The 23,491-nt window shown below is 54.5% G+C and carries 23 protein-coding genes and 1 tRNA gene; 12 read left to right on the forward strand and 12 right to left on the reverse strand.

Annotated elements, in window-relative coordinates:
• Positions 1–7: 7 nt before the first annotated feature.
• Positions 8–772, reverse strand: coding sequence for an osmolarity response regulator transcription factor OmpR (gene ompR, locus ABC383_RS03585; protein WP_323744785.1), 765 nt, complete (start codon positions 770–772; stop codon positions 8–10).
• A gap of 163 nt (positions 773–935) precedes the next feature.
• Between ompR and ABC383_RS03590 the strand changes: the two genes are divergently transcribed.
• Entirely contained in the window at positions 936–1,220 is a 285-nt protein-coding gene (locus ABC383_RS03590; protein ID WP_413012012.1) for a hypothetical protein, read from the forward strand.
• Positions 1,221–1,232: 12 nt separating this feature from the next.
• On the opposite strand, the gene ABC383_RS03595 is transcribed toward ABC383_RS03590, so the two are convergent.
• The 3 genes from ABC383_RS03595 to ABC383_RS03605 are packed head-to-tail and all read right to left on the reverse strand — an operon-like array spanning position 1,233 to position 4,618.
• A complete protein-coding gene (locus ABC383_RS03595; RefSeq protein ID WP_413012013.1) occupies positions 1,233–1,580 on the reverse strand; it encodes a hypothetical protein in 348 nt (115 codons plus the stop codon).
• Positions 1,577–3,991: a putative bifunctional diguanylate cyclase/phosphodiesterase gene (locus ABC383_RS03600; protein ID WP_413012014.1), complete on the reverse strand. Its 2,415-nt coding sequence runs from the start codon at positions 3,989–3,991 to the stop codon at positions 1,577–1,579. The genes ABC383_RS03595 and ABC383_RS03600 overlap by 4 nt, the downstream gene beginning before the upstream one ends.
• 6 nt (positions 3,992–3,997) lie before the next feature.
• Positions 3,998–4,618 (reverse strand): methylamine utilization protein, encoded by a 621-nt coding sequence (locus ABC383_RS03605; RefSeq protein WP_413012015.1) that lies wholly within the window; start codon positions 4,616–4,618, stop codon positions 3,998–4,000.
• A gap of 254 nt (positions 4,619–4,872) precedes the next feature.
• Here ABC383_RS03605 and ABC383_RS03610 point away from each other — a divergent pair.
• Positions 4,873–4,949 (forward strand) — tRNA-Arg (locus tag ABC383_RS03610).
• A 139-nt stretch (positions 4,950–5,088) separates the two neighbouring features.
• Here ABC383_RS03610 and ABC383_RS03615 read toward each other — a convergent pair.
• On the reverse strand, positions 5,089–5,316 hold the full coding sequence (locus ABC383_RS03615) for a hypothetical protein (protein WP_413012016.1): 228 nt from the start codon (positions 5,314–5,316) through the stop codon (positions 5,089–5,091).
• 977 nt (positions 5,317–6,293) lie between these two features.
• Between ABC383_RS03615 and ABC383_RS03620 the strand changes: the two genes are divergently transcribed.
• Complete coding sequence (locus ABC383_RS03620) at positions 6,294–6,629, forward strand: hypothetical protein (protein WP_413012017.1); 336 nt, start codon at positions 6,294–6,296, stop codon at positions 6,627–6,629.
• 259 nt (positions 6,630–6,888) lie between these two features.
• A complete protein-coding gene (locus tag ABC383_RS03625; protein WP_413012018.1) occupies positions 6,889–7,773 on the forward strand; it encodes a DMT family transporter in 885 nt (294 codons plus the stop codon).
• 34 nt (positions 7,774–7,807) lie between these two features.
• Here the strand turns inward: ABC383_RS03625 and ABC383_RS03630 are convergent, their stop codons facing one another.
• The gene (locus ABC383_RS03630) at positions 7,808–8,716 is read right to left on the reverse strand and encodes a flagellar brake protein (protein WP_413012019.1); all 909 of its coding nucleotides are present in this window, start codon (positions 8,714–8,716) and stop codon (positions 7,808–7,810) included.
• Between the two features lie 354 nt (positions 8,717–9,070).
• Between ABC383_RS03630 and ABC383_RS03635 the strand changes: the two genes are divergently transcribed.
• Positions 9,071–9,748 carry a response regulator gene (locus ABC383_RS03635; protein ID WP_413012020.1) on the forward strand — a complete coding sequence of 226 codons (678 nt, stop codon included), beginning with the start codon at positions 9,071–9,073 and terminating at the stop codon, positions 9,746–9,748.
• A 248-nt stretch (positions 9,749–9,996) separates the two neighbouring features.
• Here the strand turns inward: ABC383_RS03635 and ABC383_RS03640 are convergent, their stop codons facing one another.
• Entirely contained in the window at positions 9,997–10,200 is a 204-nt protein-coding gene (locus ABC383_RS03640; RefSeq protein WP_217344841.1) for a cold-shock protein, read from the reverse strand.
• A gap of 1,171 nt (positions 10,201–11,371) precedes the next feature.
• Here ABC383_RS03640 and ABC383_RS03645 point away from each other — a divergent pair.
• Positions 11,372–12,127 carry an SDR family oxidoreductase gene (locus ABC383_RS03645; RefSeq protein WP_413012021.1) on the forward strand — a complete coding sequence of 252 codons (756 nt, stop codon included), beginning with the start codon at positions 11,372–11,374 and terminating at the stop codon, positions 12,125–12,127.
• Here ABC383_RS03645 and ABC383_RS03650 read toward each other — a convergent pair.
• Positions 12,111–12,956: a winged helix-turn-helix domain-containing protein gene (locus ABC383_RS03650; RefSeq protein WP_413012022.1), complete on the reverse strand. Its 846-nt coding sequence runs from the start codon at positions 12,954–12,956 to the stop codon at positions 12,111–12,113. The two genes, ABC383_RS03645 and ABC383_RS03650, sit on opposite strands and share 17 nt — an antisense overlap.
• A gap of 560 nt (positions 12,957–13,516) precedes the next feature.
• Here ABC383_RS03650 and ABC383_RS03655 point away from each other — a divergent pair.
• From ABC383_RS03655 to ABC383_RS03680, 6 genes are all read left to right on the forward strand, one after another.
• Positions 13,517–14,215 (forward strand): response regulator transcription factor, encoded by a 699-nt coding sequence (locus ABC383_RS03655; protein ID WP_413012023.1) that lies wholly within the window; start codon positions 13,517–13,519, stop codon positions 14,213–14,215.
• A 646-nt stretch (positions 14,216–14,861) separates the two neighbouring features.
• Complete coding sequence (locus tag ABC383_RS03660) at positions 14,862–15,677, forward strand: winged helix-turn-helix domain-containing protein (RefSeq protein ID WP_413012024.1); 816 nt, start codon at positions 14,862–14,864, stop codon at positions 15,675–15,677.
• Positions 15,678–15,841: 164 nt separating this feature from the next.
• A complete protein-coding gene (locus ABC383_RS03665) occupies positions 15,842–16,045 on the forward strand; it encodes a cold-shock protein (protein ID WP_194711028.1) in 204 nt (67 codons plus the stop codon).
• 427 nt (positions 16,046–16,472) lie between these two features.
• Positions 16,473–17,627: a TRAP transporter substrate-binding protein gene (locus ABC383_RS03670; protein ID WP_413012025.1), complete on the forward strand. Its 1,155-nt coding sequence runs from the start codon at positions 16,473–16,475 to the stop codon at positions 17,625–17,627.
• A gap of 117 nt (positions 17,628–17,744) precedes the next feature.
• Complete coding sequence (locus ABC383_RS03675; RefSeq protein ID WP_413012026.1) at positions 17,745–18,371, forward strand: TRAP transporter small permease subunit; 627 nt, start codon at positions 17,745–17,747, stop codon at positions 18,369–18,371.
• Positions 18,368–20,356: a TRAP transporter large permease gene (locus ABC383_RS03680; RefSeq protein ID WP_413012027.1), complete on the forward strand. Its 1,989-nt coding sequence runs from the start codon at positions 18,368–18,370 to the stop codon at positions 20,354–20,356. The genes ABC383_RS03675 and ABC383_RS03680 overlap by 4 nt, the downstream gene beginning before the upstream one ends.
• A gap of 87 nt (positions 20,357–20,443) precedes the next feature.
• Here the strand turns inward: ABC383_RS03680 and ABC383_RS03685 are convergent, their stop codons facing one another.
• The 4 genes from ABC383_RS03685 to ABC383_RS03700 are packed head-to-tail and all read right to left on the reverse strand — an operon-like array spanning position 20,444 to position 23,317.
• Positions 20,444–21,358: a LysR family transcriptional regulator gene (locus ABC383_RS03685; protein WP_413012028.1), complete on the reverse strand. Its 915-nt coding sequence runs from the start codon at positions 21,356–21,358 to the stop codon at positions 20,444–20,446.
• A gap of 5 nt (positions 21,359–21,363) precedes the next feature.
• A complete protein-coding gene (locus ABC383_RS03690; RefSeq protein ID WP_413012029.1) occupies positions 21,364–22,179 on the reverse strand; it encodes a UDP-2,3-diacylglucosamine diphosphatase in 816 nt (271 codons plus the stop codon).
• 27 nt (positions 22,180–22,206) lie between these two features.
• Positions 22,207–22,695, reverse strand: coding sequence for a peptidylprolyl isomerase (locus ABC383_RS03695; protein WP_413012030.1), 489 nt, complete (start codon positions 22,693–22,695; stop codon positions 22,207–22,209).
• A 58-nt stretch (positions 22,696–22,753) separates the two neighbouring features.
• Positions 22,754–23,317, reverse strand: coding sequence for a peptidylprolyl isomerase (locus ABC383_RS03700; protein WP_413012031.1), 564 nt, complete (start codon positions 23,315–23,317; stop codon positions 22,754–22,756).
• Positions 23,318–23,491: the final 174 nt, after the last annotated feature.

Here is a 23,491-nt window from a genome sequence, read left to right on the forward strand (position 1 = left end):
ACACGCTTCAACGTGGCTGTCCTTCCGGAATGAAGACATAGCCCAGACCCCAGACCGTCTGTATGTACAGGGGATTGGACGGGTCCGGCTCGATCAGCTTGCGCAGTCGGGAGATCTGCACGTCGAGGCTGCGGTCGAACACCTCGTATTCACGGCCGCGCGCCAGTTCCATCAGCTTCTCGCGCGACAGCGGCTGCCGGGCATGCCGCGCAAAGACCTTGAGCACGGAAAATTCGCCAGTGGTAAGCGAGATGTTCTGGCCGTTCTTCTTCAGCGTGCGGGTGCCGAGGTCGAGCACGAAGTCGCCGAAGGTAAACGTCTGCGGGGTTTCCGACGGCGCGCCGGGCGCCTCTTCCGGACCGCGCCGGCGCAGCACTGCGCTGATGCGCGCCACCAGTTCGCGGGGATTGAAGGGCTTGGGCAGGTAGTCGTCCGCGCCCATTTCCAGGCCCACGATCCGGTCGACATCCTCGCCCTTGGCGGTCAGCATGATGATGGGTGTCTGGTCGCCCGCACCGCGCAGCCGGCGGCAGATGGACAGGCCATCCTCGCCGGGTAGCATCAGGTCGAGCACCAGCAGGTCATAGCGCTCGCGCAGCCAGAGCTTGTTCATCGCCTGCGCATTTTCCGCCGTCACGACATTGAAGCCTTGCTCGGCCAAATAGCGTCGCAACAGGTCGCGCAGACGGATGTCATCGTCCACGACCAGAATCTTGGCTTGGTGGGTATTGGTATGGCTGGTCTGCATGCCAGAAAGGTTTGTCGTATTCATTTTGCTATGGTAACGTCAGGCGCGCGGCCGGTTAAGGATGTTTTCTGCGGGCATTACAAAGTGTTACACACTTTACCGGATCCAAGTTCGGACATTGAGCAAACCGACATACACTTTTGACCTGTGACGATAAGCGTCGGCGCCTGACATCCCGAAAGAATCCATGATGAGAAAAACGCTGGAAAAAGTTTGCCTGTCCTTACTCCTGATTACAGGCGCGGTGACCGGGCTGACTCAGCAACGGGACCAGGACCCGCGTCATGCCAGGGACGAAAGAAGCCAGCCTGCCGAACCCCGTGCCCAGCGTCCCGATGGGGATCGCAGCGGCCGCGACGGCCGCAACCAATCAGAGCAGCCGCGCCAGGGACGGCTTTCGCCGGAGGAGCGTCAAGCCTTGCGGCGTCAGATCGATGAAGCAGGGCATGACATTTACCGTTCCCGTCGTTGACCGACACGATACTCAGTTTTTCCAGGGGCGCGACGCTTCCCATTCCTTCCACGCGCTGGCTGCAGCCAGGCATTCGGGCAAATCGTAAAACTTCCCTTTGATGGCTGCCCCGCGGGGGCCCTGGAAGGTGTCGCCATACGTACTCATCTCGAGCCTGCAATCCTGTTCGGGATTGGCCAGATAGCGCTTTTCGGCCATGCATCGCCGCGCCATTTCCTCCCGGATCGGCGCCAAGCGCTTCGCCCGTGCGTCTTCGCATTTTTGATCGAGCGCACGCAGACGCGCTTCGTCATCCTCGGCGCCTGCCCGGCTGGCGAGGAGGGACAGGATAAGCAGGCAGAGAAGCGGCAACTTGCTCATGCATCTTGCTCCAGTTGAGTTTCCACAGGCTGCGCATTGGAAGCCAATGCGCATGCGCCGGTTCTGCTTCCCACGGCGCGCTCGGATGTCCAGCGCCTTGACCAGGTACTGAACTCGTCGGCAGGAATCGGCCGGCTCATATAGTAACCCTGGCCGCTGTCGCAGCCCATCTCCGATAGTAGATTCCACACCTGCCTAGTTTCGATACCCTCGGCAACCACCCGCAGGCCCATGTTGTGCCCAAGGTCGACGGTGGATCGGACGATCTTGGCGTCATTGGCGTCATGCTCCATATTCTTCACGAAAGACTTGTCGATCTTCAGTTCATGCACCGGCAGTTGCTTGAGGTAGGCGAGCGAGGAATAGCCGGTGCCGAAATCATCGATCGACAGCTGAACGCCCAGCCCATGCAAGCTGTTGAGGGTATTCAGCGCGCGCAGGGGGTCGTCCATGATCGCGCTCTCGGTGATCTCCAGGCAGAAGGAGGATGCCGCGACATGGTGCCTGCGCAGTATCGCGGTGAATTTTTCGGCCAGATCCTGATCCATCAGGTCGCGTGCCGAGATATTGACGGAAATACGCGGATGCATGTCTTCCTTAGCCAGTCGCGCGCAGAGTGCCGCAGCCTGGTCCAGAATCCATAACGTCAGCACGCGGATGAAGCCTGTCTGCTCGGAAAAAGGAATGAACTGGTCTGGAAACACCATTCCTCGTTCGGGGTGAACCCACCGCACCAGGGCTTCCAGGCCATGTACTTCGCCCATGCCCAGTGACAGCTTGGGTTGCACGTAAAGCCGGAGTTCGTTGTGGTCGACCGCATGGCGAAGCTCGCTGAGCAGCGACAGGCTTTGCTGGCTGCTTTCATCGTAGGCCGGGTCGTACACCACTGCCTGGTTTCCGCTGCGCTTGGCCACGTGCATCGCCACTTCGACATGGCTCAGCAGGGATTCGGCATCCCGGCCGTGCTCGGGGTAGGCGGCTATGCCTATGCCCGCACCGAGGTCAACCGCCTGGTCGTCCAGCGATATGGGTTTTTCCAGCGACTTGAGCACGCGGGTTGCCACTGCCTTGGCATCGTCCAGCGTTGCGTCGACCAGCATGAGGGCAAATTCGTCTCCGCCAAGCCGCGCGATGTTGGCGCTGTCCACGCCGGCATGCTCGACCAGCCTGTTGCCGACCTTGCGCAGCAGCGCGTCGCCAAAACCGTGACCCAGCACGTCATTGACGTTCTTGAAGCGATCCAGGTCCATCATCAGAATATGGCAACTCTTTGCCGTTCCCAGCGCGTGGGCAAGCCTCCGGGTAAATTGCGCCCGGTTAGGCAGGTCGGTCAATGCATCCCAGTAAGCCAGCTTGTGGATCTCCATTTCGCGTTTGCTGATGCCATTACGCATCGAGACAAAGGCATTCGACAGTTCCAGTATTTCCTCGCCGCCACCGGATGGAATGGGGCCGTCATAGTCGCCGGCGCCCAGCCGTCGCGCGGTGCTGGTCAGCTCGCGCAGGGGGCCGGTAATGCGCCGCGCGGTCAGCAGGCTGAAGACGGCGGCGATAACGATCACGCCCGCAGTCAATACCAGCAGCATCATTTGCAGTGCATCGTAAGGCGCGATGGCAGCCGCGACCGAGCGCTGCAGCACGGCAACCGCTGTTTGCCTTTCCGTACTTGCCAGGTCAATGACAGAGCCCCTGTAAGCGCCGTCATTCCCGGCGATATCCAGGCTGGCCTCGCGCGAACTGCCGCGGGACTGCATGGCGCGCAATAGATTGACGGTGTCACTGGAGGCGAGGGTGGTGGCGCTGATCCGCCAGTTGCCTTGAGCCGGGCGGCTAAGAAAACTCACTTCCAGTGATGACAGGTCGCGCATGTCATTGGCCAGCCGCTGGTCAATCGGAAATGCCATCGCAACCCATCCGACGACAACGGGCGCCTTGACCGGAACGACAACGATCTGGAACGGCGCGTCGTCAACAATGCCGGTGCCGACTGCACTTCCTTCGCGCGCGGCAATGTCCACCAGTTCCAGGATCAGCCGCTGCACATCCACGGAAACCGATTGCGCAGGCCCGGTGCGCATTGCACGCTCGACATCAACCATCACGGTCACCGATGCGCCGATGCGCTCACCATGATTGGTTAGAACCGACGCGATCGTCTCTTCGTCGCGGCTGGCAATGGCGGAAAGGAATCCATAATCCTTTGCCAGCAGCTGCGCTCCCTGGGTGAGCATCTCGGCATTTTGCCGAAGCAGCCTGTGGAACACGCGTTCTCCGACAGCCACCTCTTCTGCGACAAGGGCACGTCCATTGCGCTCGATCGCACTATTGATGATGAAATAGGTGGCGAGCTGGACGCCGAGCACCAGAACGAGGAGCAAGGCGACGATGCGTCTTTCAAGGCTTTTAAACATCGTCGATCAATGCGGCTTGCTATCGGTAGCGGGATTCAGCGCAATGCTGACAGCAACGTCCTGCTTGACGATCGAGATCTCCGATTCCGGCATCGTGGCGCCCAACAGCAGTTGGGGATGCCAGGCCTTAAGCCTATACTTGCCGGCTGGTAAATCGGTGATGCGTACTCTTCCCGTATCGTTCGTCTTGCCAAAATAGGGCGTATTGACTACTTGAATGTAGGCCACCATGCGATCGTGGATATTGCAGCCAATTACCACTGTGCCAGGTTTATCGAACAGCACGGGGCTGCCGGGTGTTCCAGAGTACAGTTTTAGTTCAAACGGTTTCGCTGGCGAAAAGGAATAAACATGGTGACGCACCGTGTCGTTGTTCGGAAAGGCAATCTCCGAGCCCGTTTGTATCACTGTCATTAAGGGCATGAATTTCCGGCTTTTCTGCTCAATTTCCGCTGGTCTTGGACGCGCCGGCAGAGTGCCTGTTAGGGACTCGAGGTAGATGGCAGCGTCTGCCACTCCATTGCCATGCGCATCCTTGACATCGACTTCGAGCGATGCGGCAAATAGAGAGCCTGACAAGCTCAGGCTGCAGGCGGCTAGCGTAAAAGTAGTGGATTTCAGTTTCATCGTTGTGCTATCTGCTTCTCGTGTCACCGGGACGTGTCGCAACATTGTCCATTGGAAATATTTCTCAAATGTACCATATGTTTTGTTGTAGAGAATGAAGCGTGCTGTGAAGCCGGATAGGCGACAAGACAACTTGTATGCGGGTGGCTACACCCTAGGCTTTAACTTCCTGAAACACACCTTTCCTTGCGCATATCCTTTCACGCCGCAGCTCACTTCCAAAATGATGCAGCGGCTGATATACTCAGTGGTTCGCGGCTGTAGCTCAGCTGGATAGAGTACTTGGCTACGAACCAAGGGGTCGTGGGTTCGATTCCTGCCAGCCGCACCAAATAAAGAAGGGCCAGATCTTGGATCTGGCCCTTTTGGTTTTGGAAGCCGAAACTGTATCGAGCGCAAAGAATTGGTCGATAGACGATAGACAAGACGTGATTGCAGGTCTCCCTATCTTCTTCGAAGACATGCATTTTTCACCGCACTGCGGTGGCCAGAATCGCACTCGTTGATGATTTTTGCGTATCCGGAATGCTTTGCTTCTGAACATGAAAGGCAGGTGCGCCTGGACGCGGCTGCGGATGTTCCCGGCTGATCAGAATGATCGCCGCCAACGTAAATATGACGATCAGAAAATCGATTTTTAACGCACGTATGCGTTTTGCCCGCCGGTAAGCAGTCAAGTCGTATTTATTTAAGCTCATATAATTTCCCGGATGGTGACGCCATTTTATTTTGGCTCAGCCAGCGAAGAAAATTACAACAACTTTTTGACCCAGGTGTTTCGAGGCAAAGCAAAACCTAAGCAAACACAAGGAAGGCAACGGTAGCCCAGAACCCTCCAAGCCCTGCAATCAACAAAATAACCGGCGTGTTCACTTCGCGCCGCGCGTGACCTTGGCTGAATTGCCAATAATTGCCTAGTTTCATAGTGCCTTCGGGAGCCCGTGGTATGAGTCCGTCATTCTTTCTAGTTTAGAAGTAGGACTTTGAAACGAACCGTTTGGTTCACTCCGTCCTCGCTGATAAGCCGCAACGCCTCAGGCGTCCGGTTGGCTTACGATAAGGATCGCCACCAATGGAGAAGTGCTATGAAGGCAGGTAAACAATACCCTCAATTCCAGAAGCCCGATCCGGACTTCAGTCCGTCGATCCCGCCCACTCAAACGCCTGAGCAGCCGCCGGCCGTTCCCCCGGCCAGCAGTCCGCCTGGCAAAGAGGCGAATGAAGAGGAATTGCCTGTTCCGCCGATCTTTCCCACCGCATAAATCCTTCCCCTTGAAGGAGTAAGGCGTGACAGCCACTTGGCGCTTGCATGAAATGTTCACTTTGCTGGGCCATGGCGCATGGTTCTCAGGATAATAACGGGCATGCCGGCTTAAAAAGCCTTGGCAGGCCGCCGAAGTCCTGGTTCAGCCGTGGGAGGGGACGACCAGAATACTTCATGTGCCGTTTTTGCGGGGCAAAATGGGTTTTCGAGTCAGTCACTGCAGGGTTTGCCGAGAACCGTTGGCGAGCAGCGTAATGCTGGGAACCCGGTAAAGAATTCAGATTTGGACTGACAGCGCCATTCATTCTTTCCTACATCTTTACAGGGGTCTGTCCTATATCAGCCTGATAACCCAACCGATACCATACAGACATATTGCACATCGTTGCAAACCGTCGAATGGAGGTAGGTATGCCGCTGCAAATGGCTTTCGGGATTACTGTGCGCGATGTACGCGCTGTCTTGGCAAAGTACGCCAGCAAAGTGGTTTGCGCGTCTGATGTAACGAACGATGTGCTGGCTGCGAAATTGTTTCATTCCTTCTCAGAAGAGGAAATGGACGACATTGCCTTGGCCGCCATGGACGCATTTCTGGAGGATAAGCCGGAAGCTGACGGCGCACACCGCGCCATTCGACGGATACTGATCAAACGCGGCGTGTTGGACGTATCCCGACGCGTTTCCGAAAAGCAAGCAGTTTCTGTCGCCGCGCGCGAAAGCACACTATTTGCGACCGCCCACCACTAGTAGTTTTATCGCCTTAATCATACCAGCCGTTCCAGGCCGGCAGGGAGGACCCCTTGCCGGCTTTTGCATTGTTGGTTATGCCCAGGTTCAATCGTCCAATCAAAGCGTAGCGTTGGACGTCTCGCGTCCTTGCAGTGCGCTCAGGAAGCGATGATCTCCATCCCATTCATCATCCTGCATTTACAGTCAGATCCGCACTCCCGTCTCTCGACGACAGTTGCTGTATGTAAATCTTCCCCGCTGCGCTATCATGGTGAGGATGAGCAATAACAACGCCTCCGCCGCTGTCGCAATGATCGTGGCGTCAACCTTTCTCTTTTCCTCCATGGATGCTGCCACCAAGTATCTTGGCAACTTCCTGTCCGTCGTCCTGGTGCTGTGGTGCAGGTATACAATCCAGGCCAGCATCATGGCGGTAGTGGTAGGAAAGATTCGTGGCATTTCGGGCTTCCGCACTTTGCATCCTCGCTTCCAGCTTTTGCGTGGAGTGCTGCTGGCCTCGATTAGTGTTCTGGCATTTTTCAGTATGCGTCAAATGCCCTTGGCCGAATTCACCGCGATCATTATGTTGTCTCCAGTCTTAATCACGGCATGTGCTGGCTGGTTGTTCAATGAGCGCATTGGAAAATTACGTTGGGCTCTCGTCACCAGCGGGTTTCTGGGCACGATCATTGTTATCCGGCCGGGAAGTGGACTGTTTGGTTGGGTCGTTATCATCCCGCTGCTGGCGATGGTTATCTCCAGCGGCTACAGCTTAATTACCAGTAAGCTTGCCGTTCTCGAAAACCCATACACAACCCAGTTCTATAGTGGCGTTATCGGCAGTTTGCTGCTCTTTCCTTTCCTCATGCTTGAGCGAAAGGAATTGCTCAACTTTTTTACCCCGGCAAACGTTACGCATGGCAGCATGCTGCTCTTGATTGGCATATTGGGAACGGTAGGACACTTATTACTTATTATGGCGTTCAGCCGCGCCGGTACCTCCAGCTTGATGCCCTTTACGTATGCACAAATCGGCTTTGCCGCAATGATGAGCTGGCTATTTTTCGACCATGCGCCAGACTTCTGGGCCTGGATCGGAATGCTGATGATTGCAATGAGCGGAGGAGCCACGGCCTGGTTAAACATAAGAAAAAAGCCATAACTTCACAGCAGGGCAATAATCCCCATTTCTCGGTTCAGTTTCGTTCCATCTCTGCCTGATGGAAATAGGCTGACAACACAAGTCGGTCGTGAGTGGAAAGGTCTGTAAATTCGTACCCATGCTTGCAGCCGCTACCGTTATCGCTGGGCACGATTGATCTGAGTATGATGCCAAGGTCAACGAACGCTGTCTCGCCGACCGCATTGATCTTGAATTTAATTCGACCCCGCTGACCTACTTCCCCGAAAGGATGCCTGATGTTAGCCGAGGCGCCGCCGAGACTCATATCAGCAATAATTGCCGCGACATTTTCCTCATGCGCGTTCATTGAAACCGACGCGATGATACTGACAGGTATGCGCGCGCGATGCCTGATGGTTGCACAGCTAAGCTCTTTCGGATAGGACAAGTGTAAGTACGGATGAGGAGAGTGGACGGATTTCACTACATAGGCGCTGAATGCGTATGCCTTCTTTCCGGAAAAAGCGCGGACAATGAATATTTGACTATCGCGAATCAGAACATATTTGTCATCAACGATGGGCATCGTGACAAGGACTGTGCGATTTTTAACATAGCCGATAAAGCGAGCGGTGTACCGAGCCGATAAACCCTGTTGATGAAGAAAAAAAGTTTCCCCGACTTGCCACCTTACTTCATCCATAAGGACTTTTTCGTCACTGCCTTGTTCCGACGCGGAAGCCTGTCCGGCCACCGCAGGAGCAGTTTCATTCGCACCCGGTTTGCCTCTTTCAGCTTTAGCATCAAATTCATTCTGCCGAAGATAGCCACTGTCGACCAATGTAGCTATCTGTTCCGCAGACTCGATCACAAAGCCTTGCGATAGCAGCAAGTCGCCATTGGCAGAATAGACAGAGCGAGGTAGTGCCTTACCAACGCTCAACAGGTGCGCCGGTACCGGGATCAGTAAATTCGAAGCCATGCTTTCTTTGTGTACGGTCGGTTGATGCGGACTGCAACTGGCCGACATCGCTAGTGCTGCGATGCCCGGTGTGCTAAATCCTCATGATATGGGAAATTCCACCCACGGCGAAATCGTACACGAATTATATTTTTCTTTAGGAAATTTTTTCGCTCTCCTGTTCGCATGCGCTTTTTGAAAAAACGCCTCTGTGGCTGGCTCAAAATCTCCTGAAAGACACTTGCGGAAGTGTGGTGGTTACAATTTCATAGCGACATCAAATCGAGACCGGGTCGTGCTGATATCAGTTACACTTTCGCGCCGATAAGTCGCTAGAGTGAATAAGAAACTGGAAATCGCGGTAATAATTTAATCATGCCGATCACCATTGCCGTCATTGAAGGTCATCCAATATTTCTGGCGCATTTTACTGAGATTATAAAATCGGATTCCGATTTTTTGCTCGTTGGAACAGCCGTGGATGGCCGGCAGGGCCGTCAATTAATTCAGGACGTCAATGCCGATATTTACTTGCTGGATCTGGCTTTGCCGGATATGAGTGGCCTAGATTTGCTTTCTGAAATTACTTCTCTGCGGCCGCAAGCAAACACAATGATTATCAGTCTCTTCGATGATGAGCTGAATATTTTGTCCGCAATCGAAAGAGGTGCTGCCGGGTATCTTCTGAAAAGCATCGAGCCAAGTGCTTTTATCTCCGCGTTGCATGACTTGCATGCAGGAGCTTCTCCGCTCAGTCCCGTGGTGGCAAAAAAGCTCCTGCACGTCGTCAGAAGGCACGGAGCGGAGAAACAAAGCCACCCGGTCTCTTCAAGACGTTCTACTGATTCTGTCTCTGAAATGCTGACAGAACGCGAAAGCCAGGTTTTGCGCGAACTTGCGCTTGGGTTGGCGTTTCGTGAAATCGCAGAAAAGCTTGCTATCTCCTGTCATACGGTTGCTCAGCACGTTCGTAATATTTACCGAAAGTTAGGAGTCAGCTCAAGGGGGCGAGCGGTTTACGAAGCAACCAAAATGGGTATCCTGCAGGAGTGAGCTTCTCGGGACGCTTGTGCTTCACCGGATAAGGTCATTTTATCCCAGAGCCCAAGGCCGAAGTGAACCATTTTTGTTGAAAAGTCAATGCCATTGGGACGATGTCTAGGGCAAAAGGGATCCTTGCCACAAGTCATCAAACAGTTGGGAACAGCAGCAAGTGATGTTGGGAAAAAAAGGAAGACTTGCATGGACCTTAGGGCGGCGCTCGATACACAGGTCGAATTGCGCCGCAAAGCCCCAGTGTTTTACACCGCCTGGATATTAGCTGCTTGCTTTCCCTTCGCTCCTTGGATGGGATCGAAGTCCACCCTCTGTCCTTCTTTTAGCGTTTTAAAGCCGGGCATCTGTATCGCAGAGTAGTGTGCGAACAAATCTTCTCCGCCACCATCAGGAGTAATGAAGCCGAACCCTTTGGAGTCGTTAAACCATTTCACGGTGCCAGTTGCCATATCGCGTTCCTAGTTCAATAGAGAAATGATCCCGGATCGACAGTCACATCAGGCTACCGACCGGGGACTTTGGTACCAATAATTACAATATTTGGCCACCAATAGTATACAATTGTTGCCCCGGACATTCGTTTCGGTCAAGAATTTTTTTATTTCATCTGAAAAGTTTGGTCCGTCCGGGCACCTAGGCGATTCTGGGATATTACGGAGTGCTAGGTATAGTCACTTTTGGTCGGCTAACGCCCACAAGCAGGTAAGATTCCGATCTGCTATCGCTACAATGCTGTATATGGCATCCGGGCGCATACGTCGAGGGCAGAGCGATGGTGAATGTCCTCTGACGGTATTGAAAAACGTTACGAGGTTAATCGGTTTGTTTGACTTGATTCAGAGCTAGACATCTAAATGTAACGTCGAGGTTACATCGTGACGCGTTCTCACAAGTCAACCCAATAAATTCCTTCAAGTCACCTCAAGCGCTACCTGAGAAAAGCTTCAGGCGGCAAGGTATCACTGATGAGTAATGTTTGCGCTACCTGAGGCATACATTAATTTATCAAACGTGACCTGGAAGTAGCGGAAGACAGTTAAAAATGAAAAATTTTGGCATTCGGCGCGACGTTTTATAAAACTGCAGAGGAAGGATATGGCGCGCTGCTCTTTGCATAGCTTCAACGGGTGAAGGAATACGTAGGTAACCGCAGCTGAGTCATGCGGCAAGTAGCACGCTTCTCCGGAGCAATCTGTTGGGAAAGGGGGCAACGTCACTGCAACATTTTGACCGTTCGAAACGTCGCCACTAGTCGAACGGAGTACTCCGACACCACTATTCACACCCCTGGCGTCAGTTATCTGCGCTAAAAAAAATGACCAGACAAGTGACTGGAAAACAAAATTTGCGGATTTTTTGCTAGATCCGAAAAGCTACATATTTTCTCGCACTGTCAATGTGGTTAGGGTGATGGTGCGAGTGGTTCTATCTTTAGAGACTAAAGCTGAGTACCCTGCAGCAGGTTCTCGGCTTATTTGATTGAAACTTGCCTTCACTTACTCCCATTTGAGTCAAAAGTCGATTCGACTCTGAACGAGGCGTTATCATCGCGTCTGCCGGGGTCGCACCATTGTGCGGGCTGGCTCACCATTTGATCAGTTACCTAACGAGGTATTCATAATGAGTAAAGTTGAAAAAGTAGCGCTAGTTACAGGTGCAGGATCCGGCATAGGGCGTGCTATTTCGTTGCGCTTGCTTCAAGACGGGTTTGTCGTAATTTTGGTAGGGCGACGTCGCGCAGCGTTGGAAGAGACAGCAGCGCTTAGTGTTTCGGGTGGAAAAGCAATGGTGCTGCCAGCAGACATATCTAAAGAAGAAGAGGTTGATGCTTTATTTGAAAAGGTAAGGCAAGAGTACCAAAGATTAGATCTGCTATTTAACAATGCAGGAATATTCACTCGATCGGCGTCGATTGAGGATGTGTCTTTGGAGAACTGGCAAGCAGCGGTTGATGTGAACCTGACTGGGGCTTTTCTTTGTACCCGGGCAGCATTTCGATTAATGAAGAACCAGCTTCCTCGTGGAGGAAGAATCATCAACAACGGCTCGATCTCGGCGCATGCTCCAAGACCACATTCGGCTACCTATACGGCTACGAAACATGCCATCACAGGATTGACAAAAGCGACTTCTCTTGATGGGCGCAAGTACGACATTGCCTGCGGGCAAATAGACATAGGGAATGCCTCTACGGATATGACCGAGAAAATGGAGCGGGGTATCCTTCAAGCCAATGGTTCCACGGCGATAGAACCAACTTTCGAAACTCGCTACGTTGCTGACGCAGTCTCGTATATGGCTGGTTTGCCTTTGCATGCCAACGTCCAATTCATGACCGTAATGGCAACGAACATGCCGTTCATCGGTCGCGGATAGTCAGGTATTGATGCTGTTCCAGATAACTGCTGGTACAGTTTTGATTGTCTTCCCCAACAGCGCTATTAGCTTGCGTTGGCCGATTTTTGGGGCGCAGCACATAGCCTTGTTTGTAAACGCTTGCAAGGGTGTATTGAGACTTCGTCAGCATTTCCAGTTTCAGCCGCAGCTGGAAGATGGTCACTCTGATGTTACTTCCCTCAGTCGACTTGCCGCTGGATTTAAACAAGGCGACCAAATCTTTGATCAAGATGACTGTCCCCATCTGATTAAGAAACAGCTCCGCCAAGGCACATTCGGACGGCGTTAAGTGGATTGCCTTGGACTGAAACGACAGCAGCCGCACGTCCGGAATCAAAGTTAATGATCCAAAATGCAGCTTGGTTTTCAGGATATTTTTTCTTCGGAGCGCGGCGATGGTGCGGCGACCTAGATCCGACATCGACACCGGCGTGCATACCCAGTCGGCCACGAAGTCAGGGAAATCAGGCGCTTCCGCCAATGCCGCAGTCGATCTGAAAATCAGAACAATAGGCGACATGACGATTGGCAGGAAAGGCGGGTTCTTGATGAAAGTAAGTTCTTTCTTCTCAAGCAATTGAATCTTTTGCACGTATGCAGGTTCCTGTGCGTCGATCAATAATGCGGATGGTCGATCAGGAAAGCTAAGCAGGTGTTCTGGACGCAAGGCACCGATATCAGTAATATCCCACTCGAATTGATCCTGCTGCGCACCTAGCCTGGGAGACACGGCCTGTAACTCTTCCTTACTCGCGTCGAGCATATTGAAGAGTTCTTTCCCTATGACTTTCAAAATAATCCTCATCATTCGACTCCGTTGGCGGTAAGCGTTGTAAGGAACGTGTTCGTGCTAAATCGATCCAGCGAGTGCCATTTGAAACCAGATTTTTACCCTTTGTTAATCTTGGCACCTTGCTCTCTCAGGTAGTCGACCAGTTTGTATCGATTCTGATATTTCTGTTACTTCGTTTCATCTTTCTTATTGCACATCCCCATTTGTAACCATTAGTATATGACTTGTGTTAGCAATAACGCGGTATGTTAGAGAAAATAATTCTCCACTGACACGAGCAATTTTAAAATCTATAGCAATGATCGTGAGACATTGTTTCTCTGGGTCAAGTATTCGTCTCAACTTTGCTGTTGAGCCAAATTGTCTTTGTTACTGCTCGACATAGTTCGTGCAAATTTTGCAGGGCCTTTGGTAATTAAAGCTTTTACTCTTTCGAAACTGGTAATTCAGCCACAGGTGTCGGTAACACCATTTTGCCCAGTATTTTCTGATTTAAGCGTTCAGGCATTTGAAATGCTGTGGCTGCCAAAGTCGGGAGATGAAAAATAGACTGATTTTAAAATATCGGAGGAGAGATGATTCAAGTGGTTGTCGTCGACTACAAGGCAGTTCAGCATTTCAATCTTGAAAAAAAACTCAGAGAACATGGATTTGAGGCTACCATCGTCAATGATCTTGTGCAGCTTACTATGCATTTATTCAATAGACATGTTGACGTTGTAATATTCGATCTAGACTTCTTTGGCTTTGCGGAGGTGTTGGCTGTTAAGAAAATTAGGTCTCTACGAAATCTTCAGTCGCTTGGAATTGTCATCCTCGCTTCCAATTTTAAAACTGCCGATCGCCTTGAATTAATTTCCAGCGGCGCAGATGCATTTTTATCAAAGCCTGTAGAAACCGAAGAACTTATGGCTTATATAAGAAATATATATCGCCGTGCCAACACGAGTCAGGAATCCGCCCCGGCAGCCCAATGGCATTTCCATCGTAACGAATGGCGCTTGGTAGCCCCATCTGGCACCTCCTTGACGCTGAGCCATTTGGAAGTCAGCTTAATGGATATGCTGATAAAGTCTATTGGGAAGCCAGTAAAGAGGAAGGATATTATTGCAATAGGCTTTGGGCTGGATCCTTTATCTTATGACAATCGCCGTCTTGATTCGATTGTAAGTAGACTTCGCCGCAAACTTCACGAAGCGTATCCTCGGTCCCAGCCAATTAAAGTTGTTCATTCTGTAGGCTACATATTTACTGAGCCAGTGAGAAGCGATTGATGAATGCGCGCGTGCGGTTGGTTGCGGTGATAAGATTTCTTTACGAATGCAATGTGGTGGGCATGACCTCTGACCTTTTTAAAAAATCATGAGTCATGCGAGAAATAAGCAGCGTGAACCTTCAGCATTTCGATTTTTACTGATATATCGGCTTTGAGCTTTCGCTTGTATGTATGGACGACTCAGGTATCGTCGTCAGCTCTATAAAAAATCCCAAAGTAAACAATTTTCCTGAGTATTGGTGACCCGACACCTTTTCATTTTATGCGTATTCTGTTGGGCAAAGTGGAGAAAAGCGGTTGCGTTCCCTTCTTCTGAGGTCTGGCTCATGGTGGGCTCTGACGAAGTCTCGGTTTCCCTGATTTATTCGCATCGCGTACATATTCTTGCACCTGCTTGATGAGCAACTAAAAAGCCAATGTGCAGGCCTGAGTCAAAGATTGAAAATCCCCGTTCGTTGCTGATTTTTGCATTTTTGTTCGATCTTCGTCGAGCGACCGGCACAACAAAGTTTATTTATTTTCTCCAAAAAATTTCAGGAACTTCAGGTTGAAATTTTGAAACATACGATCCCGCTTGCTCGCTCTTCGTTCGGGCTTTGCAAACCGTAGGTTTAATCAAATTAAATTCCCTGGAGAAACTGTAAATGCGGTTGGAACTAAAAGTGATTGGCGAACGTCTGTTTGACGCGATCATGTTAAATTACTGCACGCTTGCCAATACACTTTTGCAGCTGTGCTGTGAAACGGACCCTATCCAGATGATCGTTACGCGTTTTGAAGAAAAGCCGCAGGTCAAAGACTTTTTAATTGAGATGGACGGAGCATCGGTCATCTTAGTCGAAGCCACAGACCTTCTAACGATTGAGTCTTTGCAGTCTATGGACCGGAAAGAGCTCGCGTTTCTAGGGCAGGCAGGAAATGCGACCCGTCTCCTGCCGCTGATTGCGGTATTCAATTCGCCGGAATTGCTGTCCGAAATACGCGAATTGCCCGATATTATTTCTGATTGGACTTTTTTCCCTCTTGAAACTGTCGAGTTGGCGAGAAGGATATTCTCGGCATTGAAACGAAAGAATATCGTAAAAACAAAAGTGTTATACGGTGCGCTTTCTTTGATCAGCGAGTCTCGCGCGTTATTGTTTTTCGGAGATGGTGTACATCTAAGCCGGTCTGAATTTGCTTTAATGGAACTTTTTCTGAGTCAAATGGGCACCGTAATTCCACTAGCTGACTTGGCCATGTTGTTTAAATCGACAGGAAAATCCACGGAAGGAAGCAACATCCGGGTTACGATATTCCAGCTTCGGCTCAAGCTCGAAATGTTGACAAAAGGGCAGTACACAGTGACCAGTGTTTACAAGCGGGGTTATTGTTTGAAGCAAAAGTCTCGCTCGACGATCAAAGAAATCTCCGATGGATTGGATGCGCGGCAACGTGTCGCTAGCAGACTCGTAGGCTAAAAAGGCGCGGCAGGTTTTTTTTTCACCTTGCAGCGCGTAATGACGTATAATTCGCCGCATCGTTGAGATTCGAGCTAGTAGTGGTGCAGTATCAGTCTGTCATTCCTTACTTGGTTGAAACGATGTATCGGGTAAAACCCAACTTAACTGAAATAGGAATTTGTATGGCAAATGGTACTGTAAAGTGGTTCAATGATTCGAAGGGCTTTGGTTTCATCACCCCGGACGAAGGCGGCGAAGATCTGTTCGCGCACTTCTCCGCGATCCAGTCGAGCGGCTTCAAGTCGCTGCAGGAAAACCAGCGCGTTTCGTTCGAAGTGACCACCGGTCCTAAGGGCAAGCAAGCATCGAACATCCGTCCCGAATAAGCGACGTTGCATGTTGAAAAAAACCCCGGCAAGCCGGGGTTTTTTTATTTCTGTCCCTTCCTCTCCGTCTGTGCCTTCCTGCGTCTGTCCCTTCCTCTTCCTCTGCTTTTGCCTTTGCTGGGCTCATAGTGCCTTAACGGCACAGATTGCCCTATCGCGACTTCGTGTCAGCCCGCTTTTCCGTTCAAACCGGTTCTGTGATGTCTCAATACGCGATTATCTTTCTATTGAGTAATTTGCAATAAAGGTTTATAAAATGCGCTGCATCTCAACAATGAAGATGGCCCGAAGAAGGTCGTCGTGGTTGGCATGCAAATGACTCGGTGGGTTTTCGGATCATGGCATCGGTCCGGGCTTCTCATCCGAAGAAAAGATCGTGCAGAAAATCACGCGAAGTTAAAACTTTAATGATACGGAGACAGGCATCATGAATAAGTTGAGCAAAAGCGTTGTAGCAACCAAAACCTCACCACGCCGCAAGTTCTTGGGAAAGGCCATTGCGGGGACCGCCACTGCGGCCAGCTTTCCGATGATCGCGTCAGCTCAGGGAGCGACGCAAATGCGCTTTCAGAGTACCTGGCCGAGCAAGGACATCTTCCACGAGTACGCGCTCGATTTCGCCAAGAAGGTCAATGACATGACCGGCGGTGATCTGAAGATCGAAGTGTTGCCAGCAGGCGCCGTGGTGCCTGCCTTTGGCCTGCTCGACGCGGTGTCCAAGGGCACTCTGGATGGTGGCCACGGCGTGATGGGCTATAACTATGGCAAACAAAGCGCGATTGCCTTGTGGACCTCCGGCCCGGTATTCGGCATGGATGCCAACATGGTTCTTGCCTGGCACAAATACGGCGGCGGTAAGGAACTGCTCGATAAGCTTTACACGTCGATCGGCGCCAATATCGTGTCCTTCCTGACCGGGCCTATGCCAACGCAGCCCCTGGGCTGGTTCAAGAAGCCCATCACCAAGCCGGAAGACTTCAAGGGACTCAAGTTCCGTACCAATGGCCTGGCGATCGATCTCTTTACAGCAATGGGCGCTGCGGTGAATGCGCTTCCTGGTGGCGAAATCGTCCCGGCGATGGACCGCGGGCTGCTGGATGGGGCCGAGTTCAACAATGCCACCTCCGATCGCGTGCTCGGGTTCCCGGACGTCTCCAAGGTCTGCATGCTGCAGAGCTTCCACCAGAGTTCGGAGCAATTCGAAATTACGTTCAACAAGACCAAGTTCAACGGCCTGCCAGACAAGATGAAGGCCATCATCGCCAATGCGGTGGAAGCGTCATCTGCCGACATGTCGTGGAAAGCAATCGACCGCTATTCCAAGGACTATATCGAATTGCAGACCAAGAACAACGTCAAGTTCTACAAGACGCCCGATGCGTTGCTGCAGGCGCAGCTGACGATCTGGGACGATGTGGTGGCGAAGAAGGGCGCCGACAATGCGCTCTTCAAGGAAGTCGAGGCGTCGCAGCGGGCATTTGCCGAGCGGGCAATGAAGTGGGACATGGATACGAACAATAACCGTCGCATGGCCTACAACCATTATTTCGCCAAGAAAGCCGCCGCACCGAAGAAGACCTGATTCCATCTCGACATTGTTGCAGACGCCACCCGGCCCGGCCGGGTGGCGTTTTACTGTGCCGGCATCGCAGCCGGTCATGTTGTTTGAGATTTTTCTGCAGAATCGGGAGGCGGCAGCATGCAACGTTTCTTATTTGTGGTCGACGGCATAAGCAGTTGGGTCGGGCAGGTGTTTTCCTGGCTGGTCCTCACGCTGACGCTGCTGATTTCCTGGGAAGTGTTTTCCCGCTATGTGCTCAACAGTCCCAATCCATGGTCCTTTGACCTGATGATCATGATGTACGGGACCATCATCATGATGGCAGGCGCCTATACCCTGGCCAAGAATGGCCATGTCCGCGGCGATGTACTGTACGGTTTCTTCCCGCCGCGCTTGCAGGCGGGGCTGGACCTGCTCTTGTATTTTCTGTTTTTTATTCCCGGCATCATTGCACTGGTCTGGGCTGGCTATAGCTATGCGGCGGAGTCCTGGGCTATCGCCGAGCATTCGACGCTGACAGCCAACGGCCCGCCACTTTACTTCTTCAAGACGACGATCCCGATCGCAGGCGCACTGCTGCTGCTTCAGGGCGTGGTTGAAATCATTCGATGCGTGATATGCCTGCGCGAAGGCGAATGGCCGGCGCGCAAGAAGGACGTCGAGGAAGTCGATGTGGAGAAGCTCAAGGATATGGTCCAGGTCAGTGACGCGGATATCGCCGGCCTGGACAAGTACGTCGACGCCAAGGCAGGGAGCAAAACATGAGAAAAGAAGTCTGGTTTGGCGTCTCCATCCTGGTTGCCATCGTCATCAGCCTGTTCGTGCTGATGCCGCCGCCGTCGGAGATGACGAATGGCCACCTCGGCCTGCTGATGCTGGCGCTGATCGTCGTGGCGATCATGCTGGGCTTTCCAACAGCGTTCACGCTGATGGGAATGGGCGTGATCTTCACCTGGTTTGCCTACCGCAGCCAGAACCCCGACCTGGCGGTCCAGCAGACACTGGACCTGATGGTGCAGCGCGCCTATTCCGTCATGGCCAATGACGTGCTCATTTCGATCCCGTTGTTTATCTTCATGGGCTATCTGGTCGAACGCGCCAACCTGATCGAGAAACTGTTCCGCAGCCTGCACCTGGCGATGGCCCGGGTCCCCGGCTCGCTGGCTGTGGCCACCATCGTGACATGCGCCGTGTTTGCGACCGCGACCGGCATCGTCGGCGCGGTGGTGACGCTGATGGGATTGCTGGCCTTGCCGGCCATGCTGAAGGCTGGTTACGGCACGCAGCTGTCGGCCGGCGCCATCACGGCGGGTGGCGCGCTGGGCATCATCATCCCGCCTTCGGTGCTGCTGATCGTGTATGGCGCAACGGCAGGCGTGTCCGTGGTCAAGCTGTATGCGGGCGCCTTCTTCCCCGGCCTGTTGCTGGCCACACTGTATGTGGTCTATGTGATCGTGGTGGCCAAGCTCAAGCCGCATCTGGCGCCGCCGCTATCGGCGGAGGATCGCAAGGTGGCCTTGCCGCCTTACGCGGTGGCGATAGAGAGCGCTGGCGGCCGCCGCGCGGTGCCGGGGCTGCTCGCGGCAATCAAGGGCAAGCGCAATGTCGGCGTTCCTTCAAAGACGCTGATGTCGCAACTGCTGATTGCATTGCTGCCGGCGTTCGCGTTTCTCGCGATGATGGCGGCGGTGTATCCGATCGTGACTGCGCCCGAAGAAGCAAAGACGGAACTGGTCGAGATGGGAACGGAAAGCACCGCGCTGTCGGACAGCAATACCGACGGCGGACTGGCCGAGCCGGGCACGGATGGCGGGCTTGCCGAGCCTGTGGCAGAGGGAGGGCTGGCAGAGCCATTGGCATCCGGTGGGCTGGCCGAGCCGCCGCCGTCGGACGCGGCATCGCAGGCGCCGCCCGTGCAGGCGCCCCAGGGCGCGGCCAATGCCACGACGAAGCCTGCCGCGCCCGCCGTTCCTTCGCCTGACCAGCCTGCCGCGAAACCGGCGCCGCAGGGATACTGGGTTGCGCTGGCGATCGGGCTGGCTGCGCTGCTCGTGTTCTATGCGATCTTCACCTTCGCCAGGCTGGAAGTGTTCAAGATGCTGCTCGGCTCGCTGTTCCCGCTGATGTTCCTGATTCTGGCGGTGCTGGGCAGTATCGTGTTCGGACTCGCCACGCCAACCGAGGCAGCGGCGATGGGCGCATTGGGCGCGCTGTTCCTCGCGGCAGCCTACCGGCGTCTCAACTTCGGCATGGTGCGCGAATCGGTTTACCTGACGGCCAAGACCAGTGCGATGGTGTGCTGGCTCTTCGTTGGCTCCAGCATTTTCTCGGCCGCCTTCGCGCTGCTGGGTGGCCAGGAAATCATCAATGCCTGGGTATTGTCGATGGACCTGACGCCGCTGCAGTTCATGATCCTGGCGCAGGTCGTGATCTTCCTGCTGGGCTGGCCGCTGGAATGGACCGAGATCATCGTGATCTTCATGCCGATCTTCGTGCCGCTGCTGGGGCATTACAACATCGATCCGCTGTTCTTCGGGCTGCTGGTGGCTATGAACCTGCAGACTGCCTTCCTGTCGCCGCCGGTGGCGATGTCGGCTTTCTATCTGAAGGGCGTATCGCCGCCGCATGTGACCCTGAACCAGATCTTCCTGGGAATGCTGCCATTCATGGGACTGCAGATCATCGCCCTGATCCTGTTGTACATGTTCCCTGCGATCGGCATGTGGCTGCCGGAGATGCTTTACAAGTGAGGCCGTACTGCCTGGCCTGACTTGACCGAATGCCGGCCGGAGCGATCCGGCCGGCATTTTTCATTAAGCAGGGCAGGCAGAGGCGCTCTAGGAGCCGGCGCCGCGGCGCCAGTAGTCCGGCCGGGCGTAGGCGCGCCGGAGAAATTCGACGAAGGCGCGGATGCGCAACGGCAAATGCTGGCGCTGCGCAAACACGGCGTAGATCGCGTTGCCCGGCGCGGCGAACTCGTCCAGCACCGTCACCAGCTGGCCGGCCTCGATGGCCGCGCCGACTTCCCACATCGATCGCCACGCCAGGCCCTTGCCGGCCAGAGCCCAGTCATGCAGCACCGCGCCGTCGTTGCAGCCCATGTTGCCGGAAACCTTGAGCGTGACGTTGCGGCCGTTGTGGCGGAACACCCAGCCGCGCTGGCTGCCTTCGCTGCTGATCGGCAGGCAGTTGTGGGAGGCGAGATCGTCGAGCGATTCGGGGTGGCCGTAGCGCTGCAGATAAGCGGGGGAGGCAACCACCACCCGCTGGTTGTCGGCCAGTTTGACGCCGATCAGGCCGGAGTCGGTCAGCGAGGCAATCCGCACGGCGACGTCCACGCCTTCGCCGATCAGGTCGACCATGCGGTCGTTCAAATTAAGGGTCAGGCTGACGTCGCGATGCTCGGCAAGGAAAGAGGGCATCAGCGGTGCGACATGCAGGCGGCCAAAGCCTGCCGGCGCCGAGATCGACAGATGGCCGGTGGCATTGGCGCTGCGCTCGGCGACCGAGGCTTCGGCGTTTTCCAGGTCGGCAAGGATACGCTGGCAGCTTTCCAGAAAAGCCGTGCCCTCATGGGTGAGGGCGATTTTCCGGGTGGTTCGTTGCAGCAGCTTGACGCCTAGCCTGGCTTCCAGCGCATCAAGGCGCCGGCTGATCATGGCCGGCGCCACGCCCTCGGCGCGCGCGGCGGCCGACAGGCTGCCCTTGCCAACCACGTCGACGAAGGTGGAGATCTGCTTGAACTGGTCCATGCGGTTCAGCCGGGCGTCGCGGCTGGCGCCTGCAGTGTTGCTGTCCCGTCCAGTTCGAAGCGGTGCACCGCGCCATTGACATCGATGCCGAGCCAGCCGCCGCGCGGCGGCTGACTGTCGGCGTCCCAGTCCGGCAGCACCAGGCGCACGTTGTGGCCATGCTGGTGCCTGCCGGGACGATGGGTGTGGCCGTGTATCAGCAGCGCGGCGCCGCTTTGGGCAAAGAGCGTGTCGATCGCGATTGGATTGACGTCCATGATCTCCATCGACTTGCCCATCTGCGCTTCGCGGCTGCCGCTGCGCAGTCCTTCGATGAGCGCCTTGCGCTTCTGAAGCGGCTGCGACAGGAAGGTTTGTTGCCATTGCGGGCTGCGCACCTGTGCCCGGAACGCCTGGTAGTCGACGTCATCGGTGCACTGGGCGTCGCCATGGGTCAGGACGATATGCCGGCCTGCGATGCTTGCCACGTAGGGATCGGGCAGCAGCGTGAGGCCGGCTGCCCTGGCGAATCCGTCCCCCACCAGGAAATCCCGGTTGCCGGCGATCCAGAAAAGCGCCACGCCGGAGGCGCTGAGCGCGGCCAGCGCATCGACGATGCCGCGTACGAAGGGCGTGTCGATGTCGTCGTCGCCGGCCCAGTATTCAAACAGGTCGCCAAGGAGATAGAGTTGCCTGGCGCGGGACGCATGCTGCGCCAGAAAGGCCGCGAACAGCGATGCCGTGGACGGCGAAGAGGGCTGCAGGTGCAGGTCGGAAATGAACAGCGCGACCATCTCTGGCCGCGCTGCGGTCGCCGGCGAGTGAGGGGCCGGCGTAGTCATGTCACGTTTTCGCAAAGGTGTAAACGGTCAGACGATTTCCGCTTTTTCGATGACGACGTTTTGCGCCGGCACGTCGGAAAACATGCCGCTGCGGGTGGTTTGCACGGCGCGGATCTTGTCGACCACGTCCTGGCCTTCAATGACCTTGCCGAAGACGCAGTAGCCCCAGCCGTCCTGGCCCGGGTAGTCGAGGAAGGAATTGTTCTTCACGTTGATGAAGAACTGCGCCGATGCCGAGTGAGGGTCGGAGGTGCGCGCCATGGCCACGGTGTAGGCTTCGTTCTTCAGGCCGTTCTTGGCTTCGTTTTCCACCGGCGCATTGGTCGGCTTCTGCTTCATGCCCGGCTCGAAACCGCCGCCCTGGATCATGAAGTTGTCGATCACGCGGTGGAAGATGGTGCCATCGTAATGGCCGGCCTTGACGTAGTTGAGGAAGTTCTCGACGGTCTTGGGCGCCTTGTCGGCGTCGAGTTCCAGCTTGATGACGCCGTGGTTGGTGGTGAGTTGGACAGCCATGATGATTCCTTGATGGTTGGATGAATGGGAAGCTTGAAAATGGGAGGTCCGTTGCCGCTTACTTGACGAGGCTGGCTGACTCGATGATGACAGGCTTGGCAGGCACGTCGCCCGGACCGGTCTGCACTTCCTTGATCCGGTCGACAACGTCCGTGCCCTTGATCACCTTGCCGAATACGGCATAGCCGGCGCCGTCCTGGCCGGGATAGTTCAGGAAGGCGTTGTTCTTCACGTTGATGAAGAACTGCGCGGTTGCCGAGTTCGGCACCGAGGTGCGGGCCATCGCCAGCGTGTAGGGTTCGTTTTTCAGGCCGTTCGCGGCTTCGTTCTCGATCGGGGGATTGGTCGGCTTCTGCTTGCCGGATGCGTCGAAGCCGCCGCCCTGGATCATGAAGTTATTGATGATCCGGTGAAATACCGTGCCATTGTAATGGCCGCTCTTTACATACTGCAGGAAATTGGCGCTGCTCTTCGGCGCCTTGTCCTGGTTCAATTCCACCGTGATGTCGCCCATGCTGGTCTTGAGCAGGACCTGCGGCGCGTCGGCCGCGGCGGCCAGGCCGGTCAATGTCAGGGCGGCCACGGTGGCCAGGGTCGTCAGGGTACGGCGCATGCCTTGCATCTGTGCTTCCTTATTGCTCATCGAAGGGGTGGAAAGACGTTTCGGTGCTGCGGTGCGGCGCGTCCGGGGAGGGCGCTTCGCGCCGGAACGGTGATTCATCGGTGCTATACTGCCGCGCGAAACCGCATTTTAACAAAATAAGCGCCAGGCACAGGTTCCGTGCCACCGCCGCGC

This window comes from Noviherbaspirillum phoenicis, assembly GCF_047237965.1.
Lineage (GTDB): Bacteria > Pseudomonadota > Gammaproteobacteria > Burkholderiales > Burkholderiaceae_D > Noviherbaspirillum_A.

What these genes read in the sequence shown, in the direction of transcription:
- ompR (WP_323744785.1), bottom strand. Translation starts at nt 772, where the DNA reads ATGAATACGACAAACCTTTCTGGCATGCAGACCAGCCATACCAATACC.
- ABC383_RS03590 (WP_413012012.1), top strand. Translation starts at nt 936, where the DNA reads ATGATGAGAAAAACGCTGGAAAAAGTTTGCCTGTCCTTACTCCTGATT.
- ABC383_RS03595 (WP_413012013.1), bottom strand. Translation starts at nt 1,580, where the DNA reads ATGAGCAAGTTGCCGCTTCTCTGCCTGCTTATCCTGTCCCTCCTCGCC.
- ABC383_RS03600 (WP_413012014.1), bottom strand. Translation starts at nt 3,991, where the DNA reads ATGTTTAAAAGCCTTGAAAGACGCATCGTCGCCTTGCTCCTCGTTCTG.
- ABC383_RS03605 (WP_413012015.1), bottom strand. Translation starts at nt 4,618, where the DNA reads ATGAAACTGAAATCCACTACTTTTACGCTAGCCGCCTGCAGCCTGAGC.
- ABC383_RS03615 (WP_413012016.1), bottom strand. Translation starts at nt 5,316, where the DNA reads ATGAGCTTAAATAAATACGACTTGACTGCTTACCGGCGGGCAAAACGC.
- ABC383_RS03620 (WP_413012017.1), top strand. Translation starts at nt 6,294, where the DNA reads ATGCCGCTGCAAATGGCTTTCGGGATTACTGTGCGCGATGTACGCGCT.
- ABC383_RS03625 (WP_413012018.1), top strand. Translation starts at nt 6,889, where the DNA reads ATGAGCAATAACAACGCCTCCGCCGCTGTCGCAATGATCGTGGCGTCA.
- ABC383_RS03630 (WP_413012019.1), bottom strand. Translation starts at nt 8,716, where the DNA reads ATGGCTTCGAATTTACTGATCCCGGTACCGGCGCACCTGTTGAGCGTT.
- ABC383_RS03635 (WP_413012020.1), top strand. Translation starts at nt 9,071, where the DNA reads ATGCCGATCACCATTGCCGTCATTGAAGGTCATCCAATATTTCTGGCG.
- ABC383_RS03640 (WP_217344841.1), bottom strand. Translation starts at nt 10,200, where the DNA reads ATGGCAACTGGCACCGTGAAATGGTTTAACGACTCCAAAGGGTTCGGC.
- ABC383_RS03645 (WP_413012021.1), top strand. Translation starts at nt 11,372, where the DNA reads ATGAGTAAAGTTGAAAAAGTAGCGCTAGTTACAGGTGCAGGATCCGGC.
- ABC383_RS03650 (WP_413012022.1), bottom strand. Translation starts at nt 12,956, where the DNA reads ATGATGAGGATTATTTTGAAAGTCATAGGGAAAGAACTCTTCAATATG.
- ABC383_RS03655 (WP_413012023.1), top strand. Translation starts at nt 13,517, where the DNA reads ATGATTCAAGTGGTTGTCGTCGACTACAAGGCAGTTCAGCATTTCAAT.
- ABC383_RS03660 (WP_413012024.1), top strand. Translation starts at nt 14,862, where the DNA reads ATGCGGTTGGAACTAAAAGTGATTGGCGAACGTCTGTTTGACGCGATC.
- ABC383_RS03665 (WP_194711028.1), top strand. Translation starts at nt 15,842, where the DNA reads ATGGCAAATGGTACTGTAAAGTGGTTCAATGATTCGAAGGGCTTTGGT.
- ABC383_RS03670 (WP_413012025.1), top strand. Translation starts at nt 16,473, where the DNA reads ATGAATAAGTTGAGCAAAAGCGTTGTAGCAACCAAAACCTCACCACGC.
- ABC383_RS03675 (WP_413012026.1), top strand. Translation starts at nt 17,745, where the DNA reads ATGCAACGTTTCTTATTTGTGGTCGACGGCATAAGCAGTTGGGTCGGG.
- ABC383_RS03680 (WP_413012027.1), top strand. Translation starts at nt 18,368, where the DNA reads ATGAGAAAAGAAGTCTGGTTTGGCGTCTCCATCCTGGTTGCCATCGTC.
- ABC383_RS03685 (WP_413012028.1), bottom strand. Translation starts at nt 21,358, where the DNA reads ATGGACCAGTTCAAGCAGATCTCCACCTTCGTCGACGTGGTTGGCAAG.
- ABC383_RS03690 (WP_413012029.1), bottom strand. Translation starts at nt 22,179, where the DNA reads ATGACTACGCCGGCCCCTCACTCGCCGGCGACCGCAGCGCGGCCAGAG.
- ABC383_RS03695 (WP_413012030.1), bottom strand. Translation starts at nt 22,695, where the DNA reads ATGGCTGTCCAACTCACCACCAACCACGGCGTCATCAAGCTGGAACTC.
- ABC383_RS03700 (WP_413012031.1), bottom strand. Translation starts at nt 23,317, where the DNA reads ATGCAAGGCATGCGCCGTACCCTGACGACCCTGGCCACCGTGGCCGCC.